The sequence below is a fragment of the Pseudoalteromonas apostichopi genome (genome assembly GCF_030297135.1).
GTDB classification, from domain to species: Bacteria; Pseudomonadota; Gammaproteobacteria; order Enterobacterales; family Alteromonadaceae; genus Pseudoalteromonas; species Pseudoalteromonas apostichopi.
Window position 1 is genome coordinate 491,263 of record NZ_AP028065.1, and the last position, 24,625, is coordinate 515,887.

Consider the following 24,625-nt stretch of genomic DNA (forward strand, 5'->3'; position numbering starts at 1 on the left):
TACCCTCTCTAAAAAACCCATCCTTTTTTGCTATTTCAAACCAGTACGTTTACATGATATCAATCTTTACCGTGATAACTTCACAACTCTTTCACAATTACACAAGGATTGAAATTTATGAAGAACACCCACCGCTTTCTACAGCGACCTCTCTACGCATTTACTATTGCAGCACTAAGTGGCACAAGTTTTATGTCTATTGCTGCTGAGTCAGATGGAGCTGAAAAGGTCGAGCGTATTGAAGTTACAGGTTCTCGTATTAAACGTTCAGACATTGAAGGGCCATCACCGGTACAGTCAATAAGTCGTGCAGACATAGACAATATGGGCTACGACAACCTACAACAATTATTAGAACGTATGCCAGTTGCAGGTAATGGTACTTTCTCTACTCGCGGCAATAACCAAGACTCTACAGCTAATGGGGCTGCTGCGGTAAGTCTCAGAGGCTTAGGCTCTGATGCAACATTAGTACTTATTAATGGCCGTCGTGTTTCAATAAGTGCTTTTGCGGAAAGCATCACCAATTCATTTGTAGATATCAACTCGATTCCTGTTTCAGCGATTGAGCGTATCGATATTTTAAAAGATGGTGCATCGGCAATATATGGTTCTGATGCGGTTGCAGGTGTAGTTAATATCATCTTAAAAAAGGATATTAATGGTCTAGAAGTAAACCTTGGATATGGTGGTACTGATGGTCCTAACTACGAAGAAAAAACAGCAAGCCTCGTTTGGGGTACCAGTACAGAAAAAAGCAGCGCATCAATTATTATTGATTACTTTAACAACTCAGCACTCTCCTCTGATGAAATGGGCCGTCTAGGTACAGCAAACCAAGAACCATATGGTGGTATGGATTTCCGTTCATCGCGTGGTTTCCCTGGCTACTTTTATGTAGATGGTGAAAAAACCATTGATCCAGCATGCCCTGCAGAAAATGCGACAGCAAGTGGTAGTTGTTTATTTGACTATGGCCCGTATGGTTACGTAACCCCTGCATCTGAACGTGTTGGTGCTATTTCGCAGTTTGAATATAACTTTGATAATGGTATATCGGCATTTTTAGAAGTTGCAGTACAACACAATAGTTCGCAAGCAGCTGGTGCACCGACTCCGCTTGATGAAGATGCCGGCCTTACAGTGCCAGCAAACCACCCTAACAACCCGTTTGGCCAAGATATCGAAATTGGTCGCTACAGAACAGTAGATGCGGGCCCCCGTCAATGGGATATTGAATCAGATACACTTCGCTTTGTTGCGGGCCTAAAAGGCGAGATCAGTGACTGGAGCTGGGAAGCAGCCGTTCAAAAAGGTCGAAGTAAATCAATGCAAACAGGCGATAGAAGCCAAGGCTGGGTGCGTACTGATTTCTTACAACAAGAAATCGATGCGGGTAACTATAACCCTTTCGGTGGCACCTATAATGACCAAGCAGTTATTGACCGTATTACGACAAGCTTAGTTCGTCGTGGTGAGTCTCATATGACATCATTTGATGCAAATATCAGTGGTGAAGCATTTAGCTTTGGCGATGATGTGGTGATGATGGCTGCCGGTATTGAATACCGTGAAGAAGATGTGAGCGATATTCCAGACGATCAATTCCAGCGTGGTTTAATCTTTGGCACTGAGTCAGTATCAGCCGCTGCAGAACGCGACCAATATGCAGCTTATATTGAGTTTTCAATTCCTCTTGCTGAAAATTTAGAGCTACAATTAGCAGGTCGTTACGATGATTACAGTGACTTTGGTTCAACAACAAACCCTAAAGTAGCTGTACGCTGGGCGCCAACAGACTCAATTACTGTTCGTGGTTCATGGGCACAAGGTTTCCGAGCACCTTCACTAGCACAGATTGGTTTAGGCCCTTCTGAAGAAAGCCAATTCTTCGTTGATACATACCGCTGTCAAGCGACAGGACTTGACTGTAATGCCCTTGATTACAATATCCAATTTGCGGGTAACCCTAACCTTGAAGCTGAAGAATCAGAGTCATGGAATGTTGGTTTCATATGGGCACCAACCGCTGAATTTGGTTTCGGTGTCGATGTATGGAGCATTACGCAAGATAACAAGATAGATGAACAAGAATTCGGCCCTATCTATGATAATAACTGTAACGATCAAAACAGCACTGTGTGTGTGCGTTTAGCACCACAAAATGGTCAAAGTTTAGGTGTAATCCAAAAAGTTTACAGCACCTTTGAAAACGTTTCATCGCAAGAAGTATCGGGTGTTGATGTGTCGGCAAACTACACTCATGCTATGAACGATTACGGCTTCTTAAAATTCAATTTAGAATGGGCATACCAAAACGAATTTAAAAAAGATGGTCGCGATTACACAGGCGAGTACCGTTATCCTGAAAACCGTTGGATTTTCTCTACAAACTGGGAGATGGGTGATTTCAATACCAATGTAAATGTGAGCTACACTGGTGAGTTTGAAGATACACCAGACATCGACTTTGATGGAAACTTAGACTTTGATAGCAACACATCACGTATGGTTGATTCGCAAACACTGGTTGATTTACAAACTGCGTATAACTTCTCAGATAAAATCAAACTATCTGTGGGTGTGAATAACGTGTTTGATGAAGATCCTCCGTTTGCAATCGGTGATGGTGATGGCGACTTATATGGCTATGTGTCGAGCGTACATAACCCACGTGGTCGTTATTTCTATACTAAACTAACAATGCGCTTTAATTAATCGCGTTGAGCTTAAAAACAAAAACCCGCCAATTGGCGGGTTTTTTAATTCGCTAACAAAGGCCTAAATTATAGGTCGCCTTCGTTTTCAGAAAGGAATTTAGCAACACCTTCAGGGCTTGCATCCATACCTTTTTTACCTTCAGTCCAACCTGCTGGACATACTTCACCGTGCTCGCTATGGAACGCTAGCGCGTCAACCATGCGGATCATTTCGTCGATGTTACGGCCTAGTGGAAGGTCGTTAACTACTTGGTGACGTACGTTACCTTCTTCATCGATTAGGAAAGAACCACGGAAAGCAACACCTGCTTCTGGGTGCTCAACGTCGTATGCTTGACAGATTTCGTGTTTAACGTCTGCAACTAGTGCATATTTAACTTGACCAATACCACCGTCAGCAACGGCAGTGTTACGCCATGCATTGTGTGAGAATTGTGAATCGATAGAAACACCGATTACTTCAACGCCACGCTTTTGGAACTCTTCAAAACGCTTGTCGAAAGCGATTAACTCTGAAGGACAAACGAAAGTGAAGTCTAACGGGTAAAAGAAGATAACTGCTTTTTTACCTTTGATAGTTTCTTTTAGGTTGAAGTTTTCAACGATTTCACCGTTACCAAGAACAGCTGCTGCAGTAAAGTCTGGTGCCTGACGGCCAACTAATACACCCATTTTTATCTCCAAATATTTGAGTTTATTTCCAATTGCCTATGCAATACTCACTTATATATGGTTACTAAAAAGCAAAAACCAAGAGTAAGTATTGATAATTTGCAAGATAGTTTAATGAGGTTACAGACAAATGAACAATCGAAAAAAGCGATATGCCTAATCGGAAAAATTGATTCACGTTAAATACTGACGATTCTTATCAATTCGTGAAATAAGTGAGGACCTTTTTATAGTGGTAGCGACAGGTCTAATCCCTCAAAATGATTAAGTATTATTAGTATTAATCTTGGTCAGAACAAAGCAGTGACGATAGAAAAGAATGTCGTGCACACTTGCTCGTAAGTCTAACTTTCTGCTGTAAAAAGTTTACGAACACAAAAAACCCAGCATCAAGCTGGGCTCTTAAAAATAGAAAATCAATTAGTGCTACCTAGTCCATGATATCTTCTGGCATATCACCACGGATTTGCTGCCAGATTTCACCTGTTTGATGACCGTATTTACGCATCATAGAAATCGCTCCATCGTGTTCACGACGCTCTGCCAGCACAGTTAAATCTTTATAAAACTGACGCGCTAATTCACGGGTACGTGAATCAGAGAAGTAATGGCAACCAATTTTTGAGTAGAAGCCTTTAAAGCCATTTAAGATAAGCACGTAAATGCGGTTATTACCAGCAACGGCTAGTTCATGGTGAACTTTATAATCGTAATCAGCAAATGCTTGAGCACTGTCTTCAAGTTCTTCACTTTGCGCTAAGATTTCAATTACACGCTCAGGGGCAAGCTTAATTGCCGCACGAGTGTAAATTGCGCTGATATTAGTACGAGCAGAAAGTAATTGATCTGTAAGCTCTGGCATTTTATCTTCATCTAGACGCGCAAGTGTTTCTAAAATATTTAGACCTGAGGTTTCCCAGAAGTTATTTACACGAGTAGGTTTACCGTGTTGAATTGTTAACCAACCATCACGAGCTAAACGCTGCAGTACTTCACGTAACGTTGTGCGTGTTACACCAATAAGTTCTGACAATTCACGTTCGGCAGGAAGAATTGAGCCAGGCGGAAAGTCACCATTCCAAATAGATTCTACAATGTATTCTTCAGCAAAACCTGCTGGGCTTTTCGCTTTAAAAATTCTCATTCAATTTCCACTTGAGTTAGCAACTACTTTTACCGCATTTGGCATTCAACTCACTGATTGTACCAGATGATCAGCAACTAACAAGTAAACTAACTCTGCTGTGCATAAAAATCTTTAAGATCTCGTTAAATAAGTGACCTTTTGGATTAAAAGCACACCAAACGACAATACTTTCGATATACTCAACTTCTAATTATTTACAATAACAACCAGCACTAATAAAAGGTACGGCCATGCAACAGCGCGTTTTACCAGCAATATTTAAAAACTTTTTGGGGACTTCGCCACAGTGGTATAAATACACCATTATTGCGTTTTTACTAATCAACCCAGTTTTATTTCAACTTAACCCTTATCTGGCAGGATGGGTATTAGTGCTCGAGTTTATCTTCACACTCGCAATGGCGCTAAAGTGTTACCCGCTTCAACCAGGTGGCTTATTAGCCATAGAGGCGTTGTTTATTGGAATGACAACAGCCGGCCAAGTTGAGCATGAAATAGTACAGAATATTGATGTAATTCTGTTACTTATCTTTATGGTTGCAGGCATATACTTTATGAAAGACTTGCTTTTGTATATTTTCACAAAGCTTGTTGTTTCGGTGCGTAGCAAGACCGTGTTATCGCTGTCGTTTACAATTGCAGCTGCCTTCTTATCCGCTTTCTTAGATGCGTTAACGGTTATGGCTGTGGTTATTGCCGTCGCTATGGGTTTCTATAGCATTTATCATAAAGTGGCATCTGGCAAAGATTCTAACAGTGAGCACGATATTAACGATGATAACCAGGTACGTCCTGTCAATCGCCAAGAGCTTGAAGAGTTTCGCGCTTTCTTACGTAACTTGTTGATGCATGCATCAATTGGTACTGCCTTAGGTGGTGTGTGTACTATGGTAGGAGAGCCACAAAATTTAATTATTGCGGAACGAGCTGGCTGGTTCTTTGGCGAGTTTTTCTTTCGTATGCTGCCTATTACTTTGCCTGTAATGATTGCAGGTATTGCCACGACTTTCTTCCTCGAGAAAACCAAAGCATTTGGCTATGGTGCCAAACTCCCAGCACCCATTCACACTATATTATCGGACCACGCTAAAAAGCTTGAGAAAAAACGTACTACACGCGATAAAGTGAACTTAGCTATTCAAGCATTTATCGCTGTTTGGTTGATTATAGGTCTAGCACTTCATTTAGCCACTGTTGGTTTAATTGGCTTATCGGTAATTATTTTTGCGACAGCCAGTGCCGGCATCATTGAAGAACACCAACTAGGTAAAGCATTTGAAGAAGCCCTGCCATTCACTGCATTACTTTGCGTATTTTTCTCAATTGTTGCCGTTATTATCGACCAGCATTTATTTACACCCGTGATCGCATGGGTACTTACTTTTGAAGGCCAGCTGCAATTAGTCATGTTCTTCATAGCTAACGGTATTCTGTCGATGGTCAGTGACAATGTTTTCGTAGGTACTGTGTATATAAACGAAGTTGCTGCTGCACTACAAGCAGGTCAAATTACTCGTGATCAGTTCGATTTACTGGCTGTGGCTATTAACACAGGTACTAACTTGCCAAGTGTTGCTACCCCTAATGGCCAAGCTGCGTTCTTGTTCTTGTTAACATCAACATTAGCACCTGTACTAAGGCTGTCTTACGGGCGCATGGTTTATATGGCCCTACCATATACCATAGTGTTAACGATTGTTGGTTTGAGTATGACCTTATTTAGCCTATCTGATATGACAGATTTACTCTATCAATGGGGCTTAATCAACCACCATACGGGTGTGTTACCAGGCTCACTTGGTGGTCATTAATCTAAACAAAAAAGCCCGCGAAATGCGGGCTTTTGGTTTTATTGAGTATGAGTATTTAATCTAACACTTTTGCATCGTTCGCTTTGTTTAGTAAGCTTCGGCTTTGCGTTAAGAAATGCGCTGTCGCATCAGAGAAATACTCTTTCGCATCTGCAAACGCGGCAATCAATGCAGCTTTATCACCTGCTTTGAGTTTTTCGAGGGTTTCCGCAAAAGTATCTTGGTAATTTGCAAGTAATGATTCTACATCGTCGAATTGCGCTAACATGATATCAGAATATAGTTCAGGTGACTGAGCAAACAATCTCCCAACCATCATTAACTCTAACTGATAAATTGGTGATGAACAGCTGCGAAGCTCTGCCAACGTATGACTTTGCTTGGCAAGAAACTGACCATATACAAAGGTTGTTAAGTGACGCATTACCTGAATGATTTGCATCGCTTCATCATGTTTTTTAGCATCCATTTCAACCACTTGACATCCCCAAACTTGGAGTTGCGCCATTAGCCCTTTAGCTACTTCATGATCTCGCCCTTCACACACAACAACGGTTTGTTTTACCCAGTGTGAAATATCTGGACCAAACATGGGATGCAACCCGACTACTGGGCCGCTATGAGCCGCCATTAGGGCTTTTAAAGGCTTTTGCTTAACTGATGTAATATCAACTAATAAACAGTCATCATCGAGTGTTGGTAATGCCGAAACTACGTGTTCAAGTGCATTAATTGGTACACTCACCAGGACTAATTTTGCCCCTTTTAATATCGCTTCACTCTGTGCTTGCTGTGCTTTATCTAAAATACGGACTTCATAACCTGAACGAGCAAATTGTTGAGCAAATAGCTGACCCATGGCACCTTCACCACCAACAATTACAATGGGTGATAACTGAGGTGCAACACAAGCGAGGCTACCTTGCTGGTTTTGATACGCTTCACGCATCATACGGCGCAGGATATCTTCAACTAACTCAGGGTTAACCCCTTGTGCGACTGCTTCTTTGCGGCGAGCTGCAAGTAAATCAGCCTCGCGATCTGGGGCATGTAATGGCGCACCGATTTGTTGCTTAATTGCGCCTATTTTTTCTGTAATCCCATTACGCTTTGCCAGTAATGCCACCAATTGCGCATCACATTCATCTATTCCTGCTCTTAAATCAGCTAGATCATTCACTGTTACCACGTTACTACACCTCAAACCCTAAAAACGTAAATAATTATATACAAAAAAGTAAAGCTTTTAATACAAATTATAGTAACAGGATAACAGCCAAAGCACAAAGCCCTAACGTGCATGTCGCATAGCTTATAAAGGGATAAATAGAGGTCAGTCGATCAGTTTGAAGGGAGTACTTAGGTGTCTCACAAAGGGGGGAAAATTATTTTTGTGGTATAAAAACCAAAACGGGCTGCAACCTAAGGCTGCAACCCGTTTTATTTTGCGTTGTAAAACAGCGCGTATTAGTTAAGTTTTTCTCTAATACGTGCAGATTTACCAGAACGCTCACGTAGATAGTAAAGTTTCGCACGGCGAACAGCACCGCGACGTTTAACTGAGATACTATCGATAAGAGGGCTGTGCGTTTGGAATACACGCTCAACACCTTCACCGCTCGAAATTTTACGAACTGTGAATGCTGAGTGAAGACCACGATTACGCTTAGCGATTACAACACCTTCAAAGGCCTGTAGACGCTCTTTGTTACCTTCTTTTACACGTACCTGTACAACAACTGTATCACCAGCGCCGAATGCTGGTACGTCTGATTTAAGCTGCTCTTCTTCAAGCGCTTTAATAATATTTTGGTTTACTTTTGCCATTATATTTCTCACTTTCCTAGGTGTAACTGTCTTCTAGCCACAAGCTTGTTGGTACTCTTGCTGAAACTCAGCAAGGAGTGCCGCTTGCTCCTCAGTCAGAGCTAGGTTATGCAACAAGTCAGGACGACGAAGCCAAGTTCTACCAAGTGATTGCTTTGTGCGCCACTTAGCGATTTCTTGGTGGTTTCCGCTGAGCAATACAGCAGGCACCTGTTTATCATCCAATGTCTCTGGCCGTGTATAGTGAGGACAATCAAGCAAGCCATTCGAAAATGAATCTTGCTCAGCTGACTGGTTATGACCTAACACCCCTGGTACTAATCGTGCTACTGCATCAATTAGCGTCATTGCGGGTAGTTCACCACCACTTAAAATAAAATCACCAATTGACCATTCTTCGTCAACGTATGATTCTATAATTCGCTCATCTATACCTTCATAGCGACCGGCAATTAAAATCAGCTTTTCTGAATGCGCAAGTTCACTTGCACCTTGCTGATCTAATTTGCGCCCTTGCGGTGACATATAAATTACTTTTGCACCATCACCTGCCGCTTTTTTAGCGTCAAGGATAGCTTGTTTCAATGGTTCAACCATCATTAACATGCCAGGACCACCCCCGTAAGGACGGTCATCTACAGTTCTATGCTTATCAGTAGCATAGTCACGCGGATTCCAGCAGTTAAAGTCAATTAGACCATTTTTAACTGCGCGACCTGTAACCCCTTGAGTGGTAATCGCATCAAACATGTCCGGGAAAAGGCTAATCACCCCTACCCATAGCGAACTCGTTTGTGACATTAAAACCCTGGGTCCCAGTCAACGGTAATTTCTCTTGCATCATATTTAACTTCTTTAATAACAGAGTCTGTTAAGAAAGGAATTAAACGTTCTGCTTGGCCAAATGCATCTTTTTTGTTTGCTTTCACAACCAAAACATCATTTGAGCCTGTCTCCATAAGGTCATCGACTGTGCCTAAGTTATAACCTTTATCAGTTATAACAGACATGCCGATCAGATCTCGCCAATAGAATTCACCTTGCGGTAATTCTGGTAGCTGCGCTGCGTCTACTGAGATTTCTACATTGGTTAAAGCCATTGCTTCGTCTCGGTCGTTTACTTGCGCAACTTTAGCGATAAAGCCTTTGTTGTGGCGACGCCAGTCGACCACTTCTAAGGTCTGCCATTTACCTTGCTGCCCTATCAACCATGGGCTGAAATCGAAGATCCCTTCGGGATCATCAGTAAATGAATGCACCTTAAGCCAGCCCTTTATACCATACGGGGCACCGAGCTTTCCTACTGTAATATACGAGGTGTTCTCTTGACTCATGGTTACTCTTACGCCTATTAAGCCGCTTTACGAGCGTCTTTAACTAACTTAGCTACGCGATCTGAAAGAGATGCGCCTTGACCTACCCAGTGTTCAACACGAGATAAATCTAAACGTACTTTTTCTTCCTGACCAGAAGCAATTGGGTTAAAGAAACCTACTTTCTCGATGAAGCGACCGTCACGCGAGAAACGGCTATCCGCAACCACAATTTGATAGAAAGGGCGTTTTTTAGCGCCACCACGTTGCAAACGAATAGTTACCATACCGTCCTCTACATTAGATTGACTGTTTTCATTAATAAGATTTACTCCCCAGTACGGGAAGCTGGGGAATTGTACGAGTTTTTTGCAACATTGCAAGTAAGAACTGCTGCAAAATGTAAGTTTAGTTGATTAAACACTGATCTGGCCTTTAAATCTTACATGCAGCTAACAACTATGCATAAATTATCTACAAAAAAAGGAGCTATACGCTCCTTTTTATACACTTAATAAAAAGCGCTATTAAAATTTAGGACCACCACCCATCATGCCAGGTGGTAACATGCCTTTCATACCGCGCATCATTTTCTTCATACCCCCCTTGCCTTTCATCTTTTTCATCATCTTCTGCATTTGCGTAAATTGCTTAAGCAGTTTGTTGATTTCTTGCACTTGGGTACCAGAGCCTGCGGCAATACGTTTTTTACGAGAGCCCTTGATGATTTCAGGACGCGCGCGCTCTTTTGGTGTCATTGAGTTAATGATGGCTTCCATTTGTACGAAAGTCTTATCGCCCATCTGCCCTTTTACGGCGTCTGGTAAGTTTTGCATGCCCGGTAGCTTATCAAGCATCGACATCATACCGCCCATGTTCTTCATTTGACGAAGTTGCTCAGCAAAGTCATCTAATGTAAAGCCGTCACCTTTAAATACTTTCTCAGCAACTTTAGCCGCTTTCTCTTTATCTACTTTCATTTCGACTTCTTCGATTAATGAAAGTACATCACCCATACCTAGGATACGAGAAGCAATACGGTCAGGGTGGAAAGGTTCAAGTGCATCAGTGCGCTCACCTACACCCATAAACTTGATCGGCTTACCGGTAATATGACGGATTGATAATGCAGCACCACCACGAGCATCACCATCAGTCTTTGTTAAGATCACACCACTCAAAGGTAGCGCTTCATCAAATGCTTTTGCGGTGTTTGCTGCATCTTGACCTGTCATCGCGTCAACGACGAATAAGGTTTCGATTGGATTAATCGCACTGTGCAGTGCTTTGATCTCGTCCATCATGTCGTTATCGACATGTAAACGACCTGCAGTATCGACTAATACTACATCGATGAACTTTTTCTTCGCGTGTGAAATCGCATTATTCGCAATATCTACTGGCTTTTGTGAGATATCGCTTGGGAAGAACTCAACACCCACTTCATCAGCAAGTGTTTCTAGCTGTTTGATTGCTGCCGGACGATAAACGTCAGCACTAACAACTAACACAGACTTTTTCTTACGCTCTTTTAAGAATTTAGCTAGTTTACCAACACTGGTTGTTTTACCAGCACCTTGTAGGCCCGCCATCATCACAACCGCAGGCGGCTGCGCATTAAGGCTTAACTCTTCATTTGCTTCACCCATTGCCTTTTCAAGTTCTTCACGAACAATCTTAATAAAGACTTGGCCTGGACTTAAGCTTTTCGTTACTTCAACACCAACGGCGCGTTCTTTAACTTGCTTAACGAACTCACGAACAACAGGTAATGCAACGTCCGCTTCCAAAAATGCCATGCGGACTTCACGTAATGTATCTTTTATATTTTCTTCAGTTAGGCGTCCGCGGCCACTGATATTTTTTAAGGTTTTACCTAAGCGTTCTTGGAGATTCTCAAACATGTAAAGGTTCCGATAAAACGTGTTTCACCTGTAGTGTACATAAAACAGACAAGTTTGAAGACAATACAGGCAATATTAAAATTTAATTACTAGCAGTATACCGTAAATGGTGGTCGACAATACAGTGTTCAAGTGTGTAGTTTGAGTTTCTTTTTACAAACTCTATGCTTTTTCCTTGCTATAAAATACAATGGCATCAAAGAGACAAGGATTTATCTATATAAATTAAGTGGCCAAAACACGATGATTATTAGTTTAACTATTATTGCTAGTTTGTTTTATGTGTTAGCAACGTCACATGTGCTATCACGCCTTTTCCACAAACAAGGTCCGAGCCAAAAACTCACAGTGATACTAAGCACTGTGGCTATCCTTGCCCATATGCTATTACTGGTTAATTCAGTTTTTCGTGCTGACGGTCAAGATTTGAGTATCGTCAACGTTGCTTTATTGACCTGTTGGGTCATCGTAGTATCCGTTACAGCTGTGTCGCTCAAGTTCCCTGCTACCTTATTACTACCAGTTGTGTATGGTTTTGCAGCCTTACTTACACTTGCCAGCTTATTTATTCCGCATCATGTGATTTTACAATCAATAGATGTTGAACTTGGCTTAGTCACTCATATATCGTTATCACTTTTGGCATATTGTGTGCTGATAATCTCAACACTCTATGCGGTACAGTTTTACTTTATTGATAAGCGTTTAAAGCGCAAAGACTTAGCAATCGTACACAGTCATCTTCCACCTTTAATGGTCGTTGAGCGTCAGCTTTATCAATTACTCACGCTTGGTACAATTCTACTTACCTTTGCACTACTTTCTGGGTTTATCTTCTTAGAAGGTATGTTTGCCAGTGAATTTATCCATAAAACGGTTTTATCGTTAATTGCTTGGCTTATTTTCACTGTTGTAACAGTGGGTCACTTACGTCAAGGCTGGCGTGGTAAACCCGTGGTGTTTTCGATCATGATAGCCGCTTTTATCTTGTCACTTGCTTATTTTGGCAGCCGTTTCATCCAAGAAGTGATTCTAAATAAGTTTTAACTTGACTCAGCAAGCTGTCTCTAGCTTAATATGCACTGATTTATAAAAAAAGGATCCATCGTTGGACGACATATCGACTAGTACCCTGTTTATTATATTGGGATTATTGATACTTATTTCTGCTTATTTTTCTGGTTCTGAAACTGGAATTATGTCAATTAACCGTATCCGCTTGCGCCATCTTGCTAAAGAAGATCATCGTGCAGCGAAACGCGTCAGCAAACTGTTAAGTCGCCCTGACAGACTCATTGGTCTGATCTTGATTGGTAACAACCTAGTTAATATCGCTGCAGCACAGGTTGCAACGATTATTGGTATTCGCCTATATGGTGACCTCGGTATCGCAATTGCAACTGGTGCACTGACCTTAGTGGTTTTAATCTTTGCCGAAGTAACGCCAAAGACACTTGCAGCGCTTTACCCAGAAAAGGTCGCTTTCCCAAGCTCGATTGTCCTTAAGGGGCTTTTGAAAATACTTTTCCCATTTGTGGTTATCGTAAACTGGATGACCAATGGCATGCTGCGCTTGTTTGGTATCACAACAGCACAAATTGAAGAGCACAGTTTAAGTAAAGAAGAATTAAAAACCGTGGTGAACGAATCTGGTGCTCTATTACCAGCTCGCCACCAAAGCATGCTGACTTCAATTTTAGATTTAGAGCAAGTAACTGTTGAAGATATCATGATCCCACGCAACGAAATTGTTGCTATCGATATCAATGATGACTGGAAACTTATTAGCCGTCAGCTAACTCATGCTCAGCATACTCGCGTTTTATTATATCGTGACCAAATTGATGATGCTGTTGGCTTTATTCACTCACGTGATGCACTGCGCCTATTAACTAAAGAGCAGTTTGATAAGCCATCACTATTACGTGCGGTTCGTGAAATCTACTTTATTCCTGAAGGCACATCACTAAACACACAATTGCTTAAGTTCCAGCAATCAAAAGAACGTATCGGTTTAGTTGTTGATGAATATGGCGATATCCAAGGCCTAGTAACACTTGAAGATATTCTCGAAGAAGTTGTTGGTGACTTCACAACAACGCAAACTCGCACGCCAAGTGAGGAAGTTACAGAGCAAGACGATGGCTCAGTACTTGTAGATGGCGGTGCTAATATTCGCGATTTAAATAAAGAAATGGGTTGGGAGCTCCCGATTGATGGCCCGAAAACGCTAAGTGGTTTAATCGTTGAATACTTAGAGGATATCCCAGACTCAAACCTAAGTTTACGTATTGCCGGATACCCTATTGAAGTGATCGAGATAAAAGAAAACATGGTGAAGTTAGTTAAAGTTATTCCAAGCAAACGCACGGAGTAACGTTCGACTCACCCCAAAAAAGGAGTAGCTTGCTACTCCTTTTTTGTTAGTTATAACTGAAAAGCCTCAGAAAATTCACATTTTCCCAGCAGACCCCACACCGAAAAGCAATTCCTCTACTATTATTTTCTTTAAATACTCTGTTGTATAACAAGGAAAAATAATGGACGAAATATCAATCGAGAAAATCTACAACCAAGCTATAGAGTTGCTAATGCTCTACGGGCCAAAGTTTATTCTAGCAATACTGGTTTTAATCATTGGTTGGTGGTTAATTGGTAGAGTTGCCAACATGGCTGAAAAATCAATGAATAGGGTCAAATTCGAAGTTGGTTTGACGCACTTTTTAGTCTCCTTCATTTCTGTCATTTTAAAGGTACTACTGCTGATATCTGTTGCCTCGATGATTGGTATCGAAACAACCTCATTTATTGCAATGCTCGGAGCAGCCGGTTTAGCCGTAGGTATGGCACTGCAAGGCAGTCTAGCGAATTTTGCAGGTGGAGTGCTTATCCTATTCTTCAAGCCTTTTAAAGTAGGTGATGTTATTGAAGCCCAAGGCTACATGGGGAAAGTAGTAGAAATTCAAATTTTTGTCACTGTTTTACTTACCTACGATAATGAAAAAATCATTATTCCAAATGGCACGCTATCAAATGGCTGTGTTAAGAATAAGTTTGCAGAGCCAACACACCGCGTTGCAATCGAGTTTGGTATTAGCTATGGCGATGACGTTCATAAAGCCCGTGACGTGCTTATGAGCGTACTGGATGACTATGATCTGGTATTAAAAGATATAGAAGATAAAAAACCAACAGTGCATGTTAGCCAGCACGGTGAAAGTCATATCGGCATGTTAGTGTGGGCTTGGGTTGAATCGGATAACTATTGGCCTGTGTACTTTGGTTTGTATGAACGAGTCAAAATTGCCTTTGATGCTGCTGATATCACTATTCCATTCCCACAGCGAGATGTTCATATTCACCAATTCCCTGGTAAATAATTTACAAGGCGAGGTCAACTCGCCTTATTTGATTGTGCTTGTTGAATTCGTATCAATAACTCTGCCGTAGCAGTTGCATCGGCTAATGCTCTATGATGATTCGTTAAGTTCAATTCAAAGTGTGTCGCTAAGTTACCAAGTGAATAAGACTTTAGCTTTGGAAATGTCTTTCGTGATTCAACTACTGTACATAGCTTAGGCATTTTAAAACCTTGCCCGAGTGCAGCGTATTCCTTACGAATAAATCCGTAATCAAAATTCACATTGTGAGCAACAAATACACTGCCTTTTAACAGGGCACGCAACGAGTCGGCTATGTCCTCAAAGCGAGGAGCATCACGTACCATTGCCGCGTTAATTCCTGTTAATTTGGTAATAAAGGCAGGAATACTTCGTTCGGGATTGATTAAACTCGCCCACTGCTTAATAACTTCGCCAGCTTGTAACTGCACAACCGCAATTTCAGTGATTTTATTATTCCCTTGTACGCCGCCAGTAGTTTCTATATCGACCACACTATAAATGCGATTTGGATCATTAAACCAGCTCACCTTAACGATATTTACTTCAAAGCCGTGTTGTTTTAAGACATCAATACTGACAAGTTGGTTGCGTCTTAGTTTGTCGCCCGGAGCTTTAACTTCTTCAAATGTGAGCTTATGCTCTTTTAAAACCATTAAATCTGGGTAACCATCTTTAAGCTGCTTAAAGGTTTTTGTCATTTGCAATAAATGCGCTTTTAAACTAGCTAGACTGCTGTGTTTTATCAACATTTTTAGTGGCTCTAAAATATCGCTATGCCACATAAAAACACCATTGGCTATTTCGTAGTACTGTCCTGCATTTTTACAAACATATTTATACAACGCTTCATTACTAGTGAAATTTGCAAGCTTTTGCTCAATTTGCGTATGCTGCGCTGTGTAAAAGCAATCAGCAAGTAGTACTTGTGGATAAAGATCAAATTCATTACACGGCGGGTACGGTGTCTCGATAAAGAGCTCTTGCCAAAATGTTAGGGTAAAAAGACTTAACCAAAGATTATTCTCGGTAAAAAACACAGTGTTACCGAACTGTTGATAATACTCGCATACTCCTTGCTCTACATCACCACGGTAAATGTCATCAACGTCTATTTGATGCTCTGTATCAATTAACATTTGTGTTAAGCGTGAACGTTGCTGCTTATTATATTTACGCTGTAGAAAGTCTTCGGCGAAATACAAAATGCTATCATCAAGCGGATTTTGGATAATATTTTCAAGCTTATGCTCAACCCAGCTTTTGTCTCCTAGCTTGTAACGCTGGCGAATTGCCAGCTCTTGCGCTTCACTACTGCCCTCACAATGCTCTAGTAACTCAAATGCAAAACCTAAGTCATGATCTTTAAGCTGCTTATATAAGCGGATCAGTAACTTGTTTTTGATGCTCTGGGCTAATTCATCTTCACAGTTAATAGTTAAAAGTGCTTGAGCTAAGGTTTGGTACTGTGCTTCTGATTGGCTTTGCTTAAGCTGCATACGCAACTGGTTTAATTGATAATGCGATTGTGCCTCGGCTAAGGTTTTAAAACGCGATAAGCTGTCGCTGACATCACCACGTACTTTTGCAATTCCTAAGTCACGCATTACAAAGCGATTTTGATGGTTTATATCGCCTTGACTTAGTCGGCCGCTATGTAAAAACTCAAAGTATTCATAATACTGGCTTCGGCTATTGACCACGAACTGACTAAATAAAGCGTCTAAATCACTGTGGTTGCGGTCAATATACTGTTTACAAAGTTGAATTAAGCTATGTTTGCTGGCTGATTTTTTATAATCAGGTTGTGTCGTCATTAACTCATCGTTTGCTAATAAGGTTAATAAAGTTGGCTTTGTTAAATGCTCAAGCAGCAAATCTAATTCATCATGACTTGGATGTGCCACCAGCCCCTGTTGCTTTAGCTTAAAAATAGCCCCATGTAGATTAGGGATTTCTTCATAATTTAACGATGACAGTGCCATGATTTTTGGTTTACGGGAATAAATACGCAGCAAAGTACACAAACTTTGCTCATCAAGTAGGGTGAGTTTTTCAAGAAATTGCATTTGCTCAGCTAAGAGTAAATGCGTGCACTGAGATTGAATAAACTCAGCGAGCTCAAAGAAATGACTTAAATAATATTTTGCTGGTAATTGTGTTTTCATAGCCAAACCTGATACTGTATATAAATACAGTATCAGGTATTAGTAAACTGATTTCAATGTTTGAGGCTATTTAACTTTTAAAATACCTACAATCGCGCAAATTGCACCGCCTACCATACCGAGCCAAGCCTCAATCGGTGTATCACCACTAAAAGTTCGGCTAATTTGTGCACTTGCAGAGTCATAAACGTTATATCCCCATACTGCGAGCGCTACACCAATAACGATTAAAGCAATACCTATAATTTTTCCCATCGTGTTGTTCCTTTTTGTTGTTTTGATTTCGTGCTGCTATGTTTAGTTTTGCACATATAATAATTAGCTGCAAAACCTTAAGAAATAATCAAACTAAAGGTTATGTTTTGCTCACTTAACGAAACCTGAAGTTCAGCATCAATTGCTTTACTTAACGCTTTGGCAATGGATAAGCCTAAGCCAAAGTTATCTTCAGACGTTCTGGCACTATCTTTTTGCCAAAGCGGATCAAATAACTGGCTAATGTCTTCATCTGTTAATGGTACTTTTAATTCGTTAGTAACAGAAAATTGCAACTTCCCCTTTTTATTAAGCAGCGAACTTACAGTCACTATGCTCTTTTCTGGACTGTATTGTTTAGCGTTATTTACAAGGTTGGTGATGATTGATTCAAGGGCAAATAAGTTACTTACAATGGCTGGGATATCATCTTGAAACTCAAACTTAACCCATTCTAAATCGCACTTTTCTAAGGTGCGTAAAATAACCTGATTTAAATCACATGCATCTTGCTTTGGTAGGGCTTCATCACTGTACTTATGCAGTAGCAATAAGTTCGACACAATGCTCTTTAAACGCTGGCTAATTTTTAGCACTTCAGGTTTAAAGTCTGCCTCAAACTCTTTTTCATTTGGAAAACGAATCGCCACTTCAGCCATATTTATAAGCTCAGCAATCGGCGTTTTTAACTCATGGGCAATATCTGAGGTCAAGCGCTTTTCACGAAAATAGAGCTGGCGGTTTTCTTGAATAAAGGCATTTAAGCTATCAACAATGGGTTGCAGCTCTTTCACAGGTTCTTTTATTGTTATCACGGCACTTTTATCTGCGATACTAAGCCGACTTATATCACGGTTTAGTTTATTAAGTGGCGCTAGAGAACTGTCGACCGATTTACGCACAAATAATCGAATGAATACGATTACTGACACGGTAGAAACAACAAAAATAACGTCAATTAACCATAAAATAAAATCAACTTTTTCTGATGAAGCTGCATAAGCCAAAGTAAGCGTGGTGTGATGCGTTTTGCTCACGCCATCAAAAAAATTTCTATGTGAGTGAGAGTCGATTTGCGGCTGGAAACGAGTATAAATAATTCGCCCGTCACGACCATCCGGCAGCTCAGTGGTCATTATTTTCGCTTCACCTAGTTTTAATTTTTCAAACTTGAGGTTCTTCAAAGCGAATAAATTAAGGCTCTGTGAGCGGGTAAACACCCCATCATCAGTCCACATTTGAAAATATTCAGGCTCAACTTGACCATCAAATTCTGGCATAAAGTCACTAGAAAAATTAAAAGTTAACCCCTCTTCATCTTCATGAACCAAAGTCATCAGCATACCGGCTTTTGATTTCATGCCACGGTTAAATTCATTATCAATCCAACTATCAACGGCTATATCAGTGGCGACTAAAATACTTAAAACTAGCCCAGTTATAGTAATCGATAATGTAGTTACCAACTTACTGCGAATTGACTTCATTATTTTCCTTGAATGATATAACCAAAGCCACGCTTAGTTTGAATAGGTAATTCACCGCCTGCCACCCTAACCTTTTTGCGGGCCGATGATAAATGCGCTTCAATGGAATTTTTTGAGACCAAGTCATACTGCCCAGCTATGTAGCTACTCAACTTTTCTGCAGTGATCACTTTATTTTGATTGCTAAATAAACACTCAACTATTTTATATTCGTTAGGTGTTAAGTCGACTGAAGTACCGCCGACTTGTAAGAGTTTTAATTGTAAATTTAAAGCCAAGTTATCAATGCGGATCACATCACTGATTGTTTTCAGACCACCGCGACGCATTAAATTTAATAACCTTGCATGCAGCTCATCAAACGAAAATGGTTTGGTCAAATAATCATCGGCCCCAGTCAGCAGCCCCATTACTCTGTCTGCAGGTTCTTGCTTGGCAGATAAAATAAGCACACGCACATCGAGCTGCTTTGCTCTTATGGTTTGTAATAACGTAATGCCATCAAGGCTGGGTAACATAATGTCGAGTATTACTAATTCGTACTCACCAGACATGGCCATACTCAAACCTTCAGCACCATCGCCGGTTTCATCAATGGTAAAACCTAAGTTTTCAAGGCCAATTCGTAGACTACGTCTTAATGACACCGAATCTTCTATTATCAACAATTTCATATGTTACTCATTTAGATAAAAACCACTTTGGTGTCATTAGGTTACGCTCAAAATCTTAAGATTCCCTTAAGATTTACTTAAGTTTTTCTAGTTTAGAAAATATTAAGATTACCATAAGGGTTTCTTAAGTTTCACTGCCTAGTATTGCCATAGTTTCGATTAAGTAAGTACGACTATGACAGCAAAACTCTCTGTTTTAAAACCTTTGTTCCGTTTTTCATTAATATTAATGGCAGTTTTTATACTGTCGAGAATAAGCTTGCTAATATGGCAACAGCAAAGGTTAGCTGATGGCGATAGCCTAGCGGTTTTATTTGGCGGCTTAAGGGTAGACTTAAGTAGTTTAGGGTACTTATTAGCCCTTGCCGTTTTAATGTTGATAGCTCATGTTCTTTTGCGTAGCAAAACCTCTTTATTGCAACTTATTTTTACTCTTTATAGCAGCATAGTCGTTACTTTAATCGTGGTTATTGAAGCTTCTACTCCCGCGTTTATTACCCAGTACGATGTACGACCAAATCGCTTATTCGTCGAATATCTTGATTACCCCCAAGAAGTATTTTCCATGCTATTACATGGCCACCTGTTCGCTATGATAAGCACCTTAATTATTGCAACGCTAAGCTGTGTGTTTGCGTATCGTTATATAAATGCAGCATTTAGCAAACAACAAAACGCTAAAACTGTTAGCCAAGTTGTAATACTCGTTACCACTTTATTAGTCTGCTTAATTAGCGCACGAGGCACTGTAAGCCACCGCCCTTTAAATCCTGCTTTAGTGTACTTTTCAAGTGACTCGCTGGTTAACTCGCTGGCTTTGAATTCAACGTACAGTGTGGCATTTGCTATTAAAAATATGGGCAATGAGAAAAATGCCAGTAGTTTATACGGCAACATGCCACGTAATGAGATTTTACAAACAGTAAAGCAAGCAGCCTATAAACAAAAGTTTATAACTGAGAATATTCCTACACTTTCAAGCAACACGCCTTTTAACACGGGTAAGAAAAAGAATTTAGTTATCATTTTAGAAGAAAGCTTAGGTGCACGTTTTGTTGGTGAACTAGGTGGCATTGGTGTGACTCCTGAGCTTGATAAGCTATACAAGCAAGGCTGGGGCTTTAATAACTTATACGCAACTGGCACTCGTTCTGTTCGAGGCATTGAAGCGGTAACAACTGGGTTTACTCCGTCTCCTTCACGCTCAGTGGTAAAACTATCAAAATCACAGCGTAATTTTTTCTCACTAGCTGATGTATTAGCCCGCACAGGCTACACCACTCAGTTTATTTACGGCGGTGAAAGTCATTTCGATAATATGAAAAGCTTTTTCTTAGGCAATGGCTTTAGCGATATTGTAGATATCAATGACATGCAAAACCCTGAGTTTATTTCGTCATGGGGTGCAAGCGACGAAGACTTGTTCAATCAAGCTGATAAAGAGCTAAGCGCATTAAATAAAGCAGGCAATCCTTTTTTTAGCCTTGTGTTTACTTCAAGTAACCACGATCCATTCGATATTCCAGAAGGTAAAGTAACACTACCTGAAGGCCATGACCCAGAAAACCTCAAACGTGATCTAGCAATCAAATATGCAGACTATGCACTAGGTAAATTCATAGCAAAGGCAAAAACGCAAGATTACTGGCAAGACACAGTATTTTTAGTGGTTGCAGATCATGATGTGCGAGTGTTTGGCTCAGAGCCTGTGCCGCTTAAATCTTTCCATATTCCTGCCGTGATCCTAAATAGTGGTATGGACGCAAAGCAGGATACTCGCTTAGTCAGTCAAATAGACTTACCTGTCACTTTGTTGTCGCTATTAGGCGTAGACCAAGCGACACCTATGCTTGGTTATGATTTAACTAAACAATACCCAGTTGAGCGCGCCATGATGCAGTACTACGACAACTTTGCTTACGTTGAAAATGGTGAGGCAGTGATACTCATGCCAAACCAAAAGGTTAGCTATTGGCACTACGACCCAGCCACTAAAACCCAAGTAGCTATTGATAAGGCTGGCAGCAGCGTTGAACTTGCCAAAAAAGCTCTGGCTCACGTCTTATTTAGCAATTTAGCTTATACCGAACAGTTGTATCGCTTACCAAATAAATCGTAGCGATGAGGAATAATCATGAGCATGAAAATTAAACAACTCCTTACTAAAAAATGGCAAGTTAGCTACAGTCAGTTTGTGTGGCTGGTGTCGTTGTACTTGGTTATCGCATTTAATGGTCTATTTTTATTTAACATGGCTGAAGCAGCAAGCAAGCCAGAACATATCAATTGGTTATTTATAGCAAGCGTACCGTTTTTATTATTAGCACTGACGGCAATGGTGTTAAGTTGGTTATCGTTAATCACCTTTGTAAAACCAGTGCTTTTAACAAGCATCGTAGTTTCGTCACTGTTGTTTTATGCAACCTTAAACTACGGTGTTATCTTCGATAAAAGCATGCTACAAAATATCTTAGAGACAAACTCAGGTGAAGCATTTTCATACTTAAATATACAAGTTGTCGTCTTTATTTTTGTACTTGGCGTGCTCCCCGCTTACTTGTTTTCACGTTTTAAAATTGTTGGTAACTTTCGTGTTCGTCTAAAAAACTTTGCGCTTCTCAACGTCACAGCATTTATTGCTATAGCAGCTATTGCAGTACCATTTTATAAAGATTATGCCTCTGTTGGGCGTAATAACCGTCAATTAACTAGCTATATTACCCCTTTTGCATTTTACACTGCGGGCTATAAGTATCTGCGCGATAATTATTTTTATCCGCCTTTACCATTTAAAGTACTGGATAAAACGCCGCATTTACTAGAACAGCAACAAAGTTCGCTGACAATTATGGTAGTAGGTGAAACAGCTCGTGCAGCAAACTTTTCACTGCAAGGATATAACAAGCCAACTAATCAATATACACCTAAGCTTGGCGTTAAATATTTCAGTGACGTTAGTTCATGTGGCACGGCTACGGCTATATCTGTACCTTGCATGTTCTCGCGTTTAGACCGTAATCACTATGATTCGCGCATAGCGCAAAGCCAAGAAAATGCGCTTGATATCATTCAACGAAGTGGTGTCGAAGTAACGTGGATTGATAACAATAGCAGCTGTAAAGGGGTTTGTGTGCGGGTAAACTCACAAACGGTAGAACCAACAAAGAGCAACCCACTTTGTGATGGACGCTATTGTTTTGATGAAGTACTCGTGGAAGAGTTAGCTACAAAACTTGCAAAGAGTAATGCTAAACATCAACTTGTTGTGTTACATATGATTGGTTCACATGGTCCAACTTACTATCGTCGATACCCAAAAAAAGACAGTGTATTTATGCCTGATTGTCCGCGTAGTGATATTCAAAATTGTAGCAGCGAGCAACTAACAAACACCTATGACAATACTATTGCTTATACAGACTTAGTACTCAGTAAACTTATTAATTTAATGCAAAACAGTCAGGCGGATGATAAAGCCCTGCTGTATGTTTCTGACCATGGTGAATCACTTGGAGAAAAAGGCTTGTACTTGCATGGCTTCCCATACGCATTAGCACCTAAAGAGCAAACCCAAGTGCCTATGTTGTTTTGGAGTAATAAACTAGCCGATACCCGTTTTAATCAATGTATCGAACAACAGCGTAACAACGCTTTTTCTCACGATAATATTTTTGACACCCTACTTGGTTTAACCCATGTAGACAGCACTGAATATCATCCAGAGCAAGATATCTTCAATGCTTGCTCAAAACAAAGCTAACGAAATAGAGATTTCATACTATGCAATTTGATAGCACTAACAAACCCATTGGCATTAAACGTATTCGCCTAGCATTTAAAAACTCCCAACGTGCATTCACTTGGTTAGCAAAGCATGAGTCTGCTTTTAAACAAGAGCTGATACTGTTGGTCCTTGCCATAGCAGTGGTTTTTGTATGGCAAATTAACCTGTATGAGAAAATCATGCTGCTTGTATCTGTACTATTTGTGATGTTTGCTGAAGTCGTAAATACGGCAATTGAAGCCACAATAGACCGTGTAGGCCTTGAAATTCATCCATTATCAGGCCTAGCTAAAGACTTAGGATCAGCAGCCGTACTTATTGCCCTAACAATTTGTGCGCTGGTATGGGGCGGTGTGTTTGTAAACAATCTAAGTTAACTCGCTTTTTTATCATCAGGGGTGTCATTACAAAGTGCACAGTGGCGCCCTTTTGATGAATGATATAAACGGGTTGCGATAAAAATTGCCGTGGCAATAAAAGACCAAAGTAACGCAAAGCCTAATGCGCTGAGTGTCTCGTGACCTTTCAGTATTTCCACCATAAATAATAAAATAGCCACCAGCGTGAAAACTCTAGTGGCTCTTAAAACCCAAAATTTAATACCCATAACTTACTCCTTTAAATGAGACCCCTTTAAACGAGCCTCCTTTGAAAGAATGAGTGTAGTTCAAAATAAGAAAAACACCTTATAAATCCAGAACAGGCTCAGACAATATTTGTACGTTATTTTTAAATACCTCTAACAGCCCCGGCGGTGAGTGTTCAGTACCAAGTACGGTAACATGACATACATAACGATAACCGTTATTAGTAAAGGTATAAAAATGATTTCCGCCACTGCCATCAAAGCTTAGAGTGCCCCCTGTGATCACAAGGCTTGGCTCATCTTGCATAGATTGATCTATTTCCCATGCTGCATAGCGGTACTGATTATCAGCAAGCTCATCGATACGAATTAAGTGCTTTTTTGTTTGCCACGTTAATATCGGTTTTGTAAATTCACGAAGGCTTTTATGTAATGCTTGTTTTTGCTCGTCAATCAGTGCTTCGCGTCGTGCTTTTTCTGCCTCTGATTCATAAGGCACAGCCCAAATAGAGCCATCAAAGTCTAACCAAAATTTGCCTGAATCAAACATAATGCCGCGCCACCCCATCATTTCCCAGTCGTGGCGAATATTTGAATTCACGATTTTTTCGACAAACTCTTTATCAAAAATTTGCTCAAACTTTTCTATAAGCATTTGCTCATTTTCAATTGCTTGCAGAGGCGCTTTGCGCTGCAGAGGATAATGCACTCGCTTGGCGATTGCAGCTCTATCACCCGCTTTAAACGCCGCAACCACAGGTTTTACAATTTTTATATGTTTTGTTGCGGCTGTTGTTGAAAAAGAGATAAGGCAACCGAACAAAATTACCGCGAAAGACTTCATATGCCTACTTTAAAATTTAAAAACCAGATTAT

Annotated in this window: 22 protein-coding genes; 8 read left to right on the forward strand and 14 right to left on the reverse strand. The window is 40.5% G+C overall.

The genetic code is table 11. The features are described 5' to 3' along the window. Positions 1-192 precede the first annotated feature (192 nt). Positions 193-2,718 carry a TonB-dependent receptor gene (locus tag QUE86_RS02225; RefSeq protein ID WP_233786807.1) on the forward strand — a complete coding sequence of 842 codons (2,526 nt, stop codon included), beginning with the start codon at positions 193-195 and terminating at the stop codon, positions 2,716-2,718. A 68-nt stretch (positions 2,719-2,786) separates the two neighbouring features. Here QUE86_RS02225 and QUE86_RS02230 read toward each other — a convergent pair whose 3' ends face one another. Both QUE86_RS02230 and fadR read right to left on the reverse strand, forming a co-directional pair. Further along, the gene (locus QUE86_RS02230) at positions 2,787-3,392 is read right to left on the reverse strand and encodes a peroxiredoxin C (RefSeq protein ID WP_054551729.1); all 606 of its coding nucleotides are present in this window, start codon (positions 3,390-3,392) and stop codon (positions 2,787-2,789) included. A gap of 430 nt (positions 3,393-3,822) precedes the next feature. After that, the gene (gene fadR / locus QUE86_RS02235; RefSeq protein WP_130051065.1) at positions 3,823-4,536 is read right to left on the reverse strand and encodes a fatty acid metabolism transcriptional regulator FadR; all 714 of its coding nucleotides are present in this window, start codon (positions 4,534-4,536) and stop codon (positions 3,823-3,825) included. A 233-nt stretch (positions 4,537-4,769) separates the two neighbouring features. On the opposite strand from fadR, the gene nhaB reads away from it, so the two are divergent. Next, positions 4,770-6,350: a sodium/proton antiporter NhaB gene (gene nhaB / locus QUE86_RS02240; protein ID WP_130051064.1), complete on the forward strand. Its 1,581-nt coding sequence runs from the start codon at positions 4,770-4,772 to the stop codon at positions 6,348-6,350. 55 nt (positions 6,351-6,405) lie between these two features. On the opposite strand, the gene tyrA is transcribed toward nhaB, so the two are convergent. From tyrA to ffh, 6 genes are all read right to left on the reverse strand, one after another. Then, positions 6,406-7,539 carry a bifunctional chorismate mutase/prephenate dehydrogenase gene (gene tyrA / locus QUE86_RS02245; RefSeq protein WP_178927193.1) on the reverse strand — a complete coding sequence of 378 codons (1,134 nt, stop codon included), beginning with the start codon at positions 7,537-7,539 and terminating at the stop codon, positions 6,406-6,408. Between the two features lie 278 nt (positions 7,540-7,817). Then, positions 7,818-8,177 (reverse strand): 50S ribosomal protein L19, encoded by a 360-nt coding sequence (rplS, locus tag QUE86_RS02250; RefSeq protein ID WP_130051062.1) that lies wholly within the window; start codon positions 8,175-8,177, stop codon positions 7,818-7,820. A 33-nt stretch (positions 8,178-8,210) separates the two neighbouring features. Continuing rightward, positions 8,211-8,978, reverse strand: coding sequence for a tRNA (guanosine(37)-N1)-methyltransferase TrmD (gene trmD, locus QUE86_RS02255; RefSeq protein ID WP_130051061.1), 768 nt, complete (start codon positions 8,976-8,978; stop codon positions 8,211-8,213). After that, complete coding sequence (gene rimM, locus QUE86_RS02260) at positions 8,978-9,511, reverse strand: ribosome maturation factor RimM (protein WP_130051060.1); 534 nt, start codon at positions 9,509-9,511, stop codon at positions 8,978-8,980. Before rimM ends, trmD begins: the two co-directional genes overlap by 1 nt. A gap of 17 nt (positions 9,512-9,528) precedes the next feature. Continuing rightward, the gene (gene rpsP, locus QUE86_RS02265) at positions 9,529-9,777 is read right to left on the reverse strand and encodes a 30S ribosomal protein S16 (protein WP_036967110.1); all 249 of its coding nucleotides are present in this window, start codon (positions 9,775-9,777) and stop codon (positions 9,529-9,531) included. 240 nt (positions 9,778-10,017) lie between these two features. Next, the gene (gene ffh / locus QUE86_RS02270; RefSeq protein ID WP_130051059.1) at positions 10,018-11,394 is read right to left on the reverse strand and encodes a signal recognition particle protein; all 1,377 of its coding nucleotides are present in this window, start codon (positions 11,392-11,394) and stop codon (positions 10,018-10,020) included. Between the two features lie 243 nt (positions 11,395-11,637). Between ffh and QUE86_RS02275 the strand changes: the two genes are divergently transcribed. The 3 genes from QUE86_RS02275 (at position 11,638) to QUE86_RS02285 (ending at position 14,774) form a co-directional block, all read left to right on the forward strand. Next, positions 11,638-12,441 (forward strand): cytochrome C assembly family protein, encoded by an 804-nt coding sequence (locus QUE86_RS02275; protein ID WP_130051058.1) that lies wholly within the window; start codon positions 11,638-11,640, stop codon positions 12,439-12,441. 61 nt (positions 12,442-12,502) lie between these two features. Then, positions 12,503-13,771 (forward strand): HlyC/CorC family transporter, encoded by a 1,269-nt coding sequence (locus QUE86_RS02280; RefSeq protein WP_130051057.1) that lies wholly within the window; start codon positions 12,503-12,505, stop codon positions 13,769-13,771. A 163-nt stretch (positions 13,772-13,934) separates the two neighbouring features. Next, the gene (locus tag QUE86_RS02285) at positions 13,935-14,774 is read left to right on the forward strand and encodes a mechanosensitive ion channel family protein (protein WP_130051056.1); all 840 of its coding nucleotides are present in this window, start codon (positions 13,935-13,937) and stop codon (positions 14,772-14,774) included. A gap of 14 nt (positions 14,775-14,788) precedes the next feature. Here QUE86_RS02285 and QUE86_RS02290 read toward each other — a convergent pair whose 3' ends face one another. From QUE86_RS02290 to QUE86_RS02305, 4 genes are all read right to left on the reverse strand, one after another. Continuing rightward, complete coding sequence (locus QUE86_RS02290) at positions 14,789-16,963, reverse strand: exonuclease domain-containing protein (protein WP_286258951.1); 2,175 nt, start codon at positions 16,961-16,963, stop codon at positions 14,789-14,791. Between the two features lie 66 nt (positions 16,964-17,029). Further along, on the reverse strand, positions 17,030-17,218 hold the full coding sequence (locus QUE86_RS02295; protein ID WP_054553751.1) for a DUF3185 family protein: 189 nt from the start codon (positions 17,216-17,218) through the stop codon (positions 17,030-17,032). Between the two features lie 77 nt (positions 17,219-17,295). Further along, entirely contained in the window at positions 17,296-18,705 is a 1,410-nt protein-coding gene (locus tag QUE86_RS02300; RefSeq protein WP_130051054.1) for a sensor histidine kinase, read from the reverse strand. Beyond that, a complete protein-coding gene (locus QUE86_RS02305) occupies positions 18,705-19,379 on the reverse strand; it encodes a response regulator transcription factor (RefSeq protein WP_130051053.1) in 675 nt (224 codons plus the stop codon). The genes QUE86_RS02300 and QUE86_RS02305 overlap by 1 nt, the downstream gene beginning before the upstream one ends. 175 nt (positions 19,380-19,554) lie before the next feature. On the opposite strand from QUE86_RS02305, the gene QUE86_RS02310 reads away from it, so the two are divergent. The 3 genes from QUE86_RS02310 to QUE86_RS02320 are packed head-to-tail and all read left to right on the forward strand — an operon-like array spanning position 19,555 to position 23,540. After that, on the forward strand, positions 19,555-21,498 hold the full coding sequence (locus tag QUE86_RS02310) for an LTA synthase family protein (RefSeq protein WP_130051052.1): 1,944 nt from the start codon (positions 19,555-19,557) through the stop codon (positions 21,496-21,498). Positions 21,499-21,513: 15 nt separating this feature from the next. Next, the gene (locus tag QUE86_RS02315; protein ID WP_286258957.1) at positions 21,514-23,139 is read left to right on the forward strand and encodes a phosphoethanolamine transferase; all 1,626 of its coding nucleotides are present in this window, start codon (positions 21,514-21,516) and stop codon (positions 23,137-23,139) included. 20 nt (positions 23,140-23,159) lie between these two features. Next, entirely contained in the window at positions 23,160-23,540 is a 381-nt protein-coding gene (locus QUE86_RS02320) for a diacylglycerol kinase (RefSeq protein WP_130051050.1), read from the forward strand. Here QUE86_RS02320 and QUE86_RS02325 read toward each other — a convergent pair. Continuing rightward, a complete protein-coding gene (locus QUE86_RS02325) occupies positions 23,537-23,770 on the reverse strand; it encodes a hypothetical protein (protein ID WP_130051049.1) in 234 nt (77 codons plus the stop codon). The two genes, QUE86_RS02320 and QUE86_RS02325, sit on opposite strands and share 4 nt — an antisense overlap. Positions 23,771-23,849: 79 nt before the next feature. Then, positions 23,850-24,593, reverse strand: coding sequence for a hypothetical protein (locus QUE86_RS02330; RefSeq protein ID WP_167658360.1), 744 nt, complete (start codon positions 24,591-24,593; stop codon positions 23,850-23,852). Positions 24,594-24,625: the final 32 nt, after the last annotated feature.

Bases quoted from the DNA above. Each gene is read 5' to 3' on its own strand.
- QUE86_RS02330 (WP_167658360.1), bottom strand. From the start codon at position 24,593: ATGAAGTCTTTCGCGGTAATTTTGTTCGGTTGCCTTATCTCTTTTTCA.
- QUE86_RS02230 (WP_054551729.1), bottom strand. From the start codon at position 3,392: ATGGGTGTATTAGTTGGCCGTCAGGCACCAGACTTTACTGCAGCAGCT.
- nhaB (WP_130051064.1), top strand. From the start codon at position 4,770: ATGCAACAGCGCGTTTTACCAGCAATATTTAAAAACTTTTTGGGGACT.
- fadR (WP_130051065.1), bottom strand. From the start codon at position 4,536: ATGAGAATTTTTAAAGCGAAAAGCCCAGCAGGTTTTGCTGAAGAATAC.
- rplS (WP_130051062.1), bottom strand. From the start codon at position 8,177: ATGGCAAAAGTAAACCAAAATATTATTAAAGCGCTTGAAGAAGAGCAG.
- QUE86_RS02290 (WP_286258951.1), bottom strand. From the start codon at position 16,963: ATGAAAACACAATTACCAGCAAAATATTATTTAAGTCATTTCTTTGAG.
- QUE86_RS02295 (WP_054553751.1), bottom strand. From the start codon at position 17,218: ATGGGAAAAATTATAGGTATTGCTTTAATCGTTATTGGTGTAGCGCTC.
- QUE86_RS02315 (WP_286258957.1), top strand. From the start codon at position 21,514: ATGAGCATGAAAATTAAACAACTCCTTACTAAAAAATGGCAAGTTAGC.
- QUE86_RS02320 (WP_130051050.1), top strand. From the start codon at position 23,160: ATGCAATTTGATAGCACTAACAAACCCATTGGCATTAAACGTATTCGC.
- QUE86_RS02225 (WP_233786807.1), top strand. From the start codon at position 193: ATGTCTATTGCTGCTGAGTCAGATGGAGCTGAAAAGGTCGAGCGTATT.
- rimM (WP_130051060.1), bottom strand. From the start codon at position 9,511: ATGAGTCAAGAGAACACCTCGTATATTACAGTAGGAAAGCTCGGTGCC.
- QUE86_RS02305 (WP_130051053.1), bottom strand. From the start codon at position 19,379: ATGAAATTGTTGATAATAGAAGATTCGGTGTCATTAAGACGTAGTCTA.
- QUE86_RS02275 (WP_130051058.1), top strand. From the start codon at position 11,638: ATGATTATTAGTTTAACTATTATTGCTAGTTTGTTTTATGTGTTAGCA.
- trmD (WP_130051061.1), bottom strand. From the start codon at position 8,978: ATGTCACAAACGAGTTCGCTATGGGTAGGGGTGATTAGCCTTTTCCCG.
- QUE86_RS02325 (WP_130051049.1), bottom strand. From the start codon at position 23,770: ATGGGTATTAAATTTTGGGTTTTAAGAGCCACTAGAGTTTTCACGCTG.
- rpsP (WP_036967110.1), bottom strand. From the start codon at position 9,777: ATGGTAACTATTCGTTTGCAACGTGGTGGCGCTAAAAAACGCCCTTTC.
- ffh (WP_130051059.1), bottom strand. From the start codon at position 11,394: ATGTTTGAGAATCTCCAAGAACGCTTAGGTAAAACCTTAAAAAATATC.
- QUE86_RS02285 (WP_130051056.1), top strand. From the start codon at position 13,935: ATGGACGAAATATCAATCGAGAAAATCTACAACCAAGCTATAGAGTTG.
- QUE86_RS02300 (WP_130051054.1), bottom strand. From the start codon at position 18,705: ATGAAGTCAATTCGCAGTAAGTTGGTAACTACATTATCGATTACTATA.
- QUE86_RS02310 (WP_130051052.1), top strand. From the start codon at position 19,555: ATGACAGCAAAACTCTCTGTTTTAAAACCTTTGTTCCGTTTTTCATTA.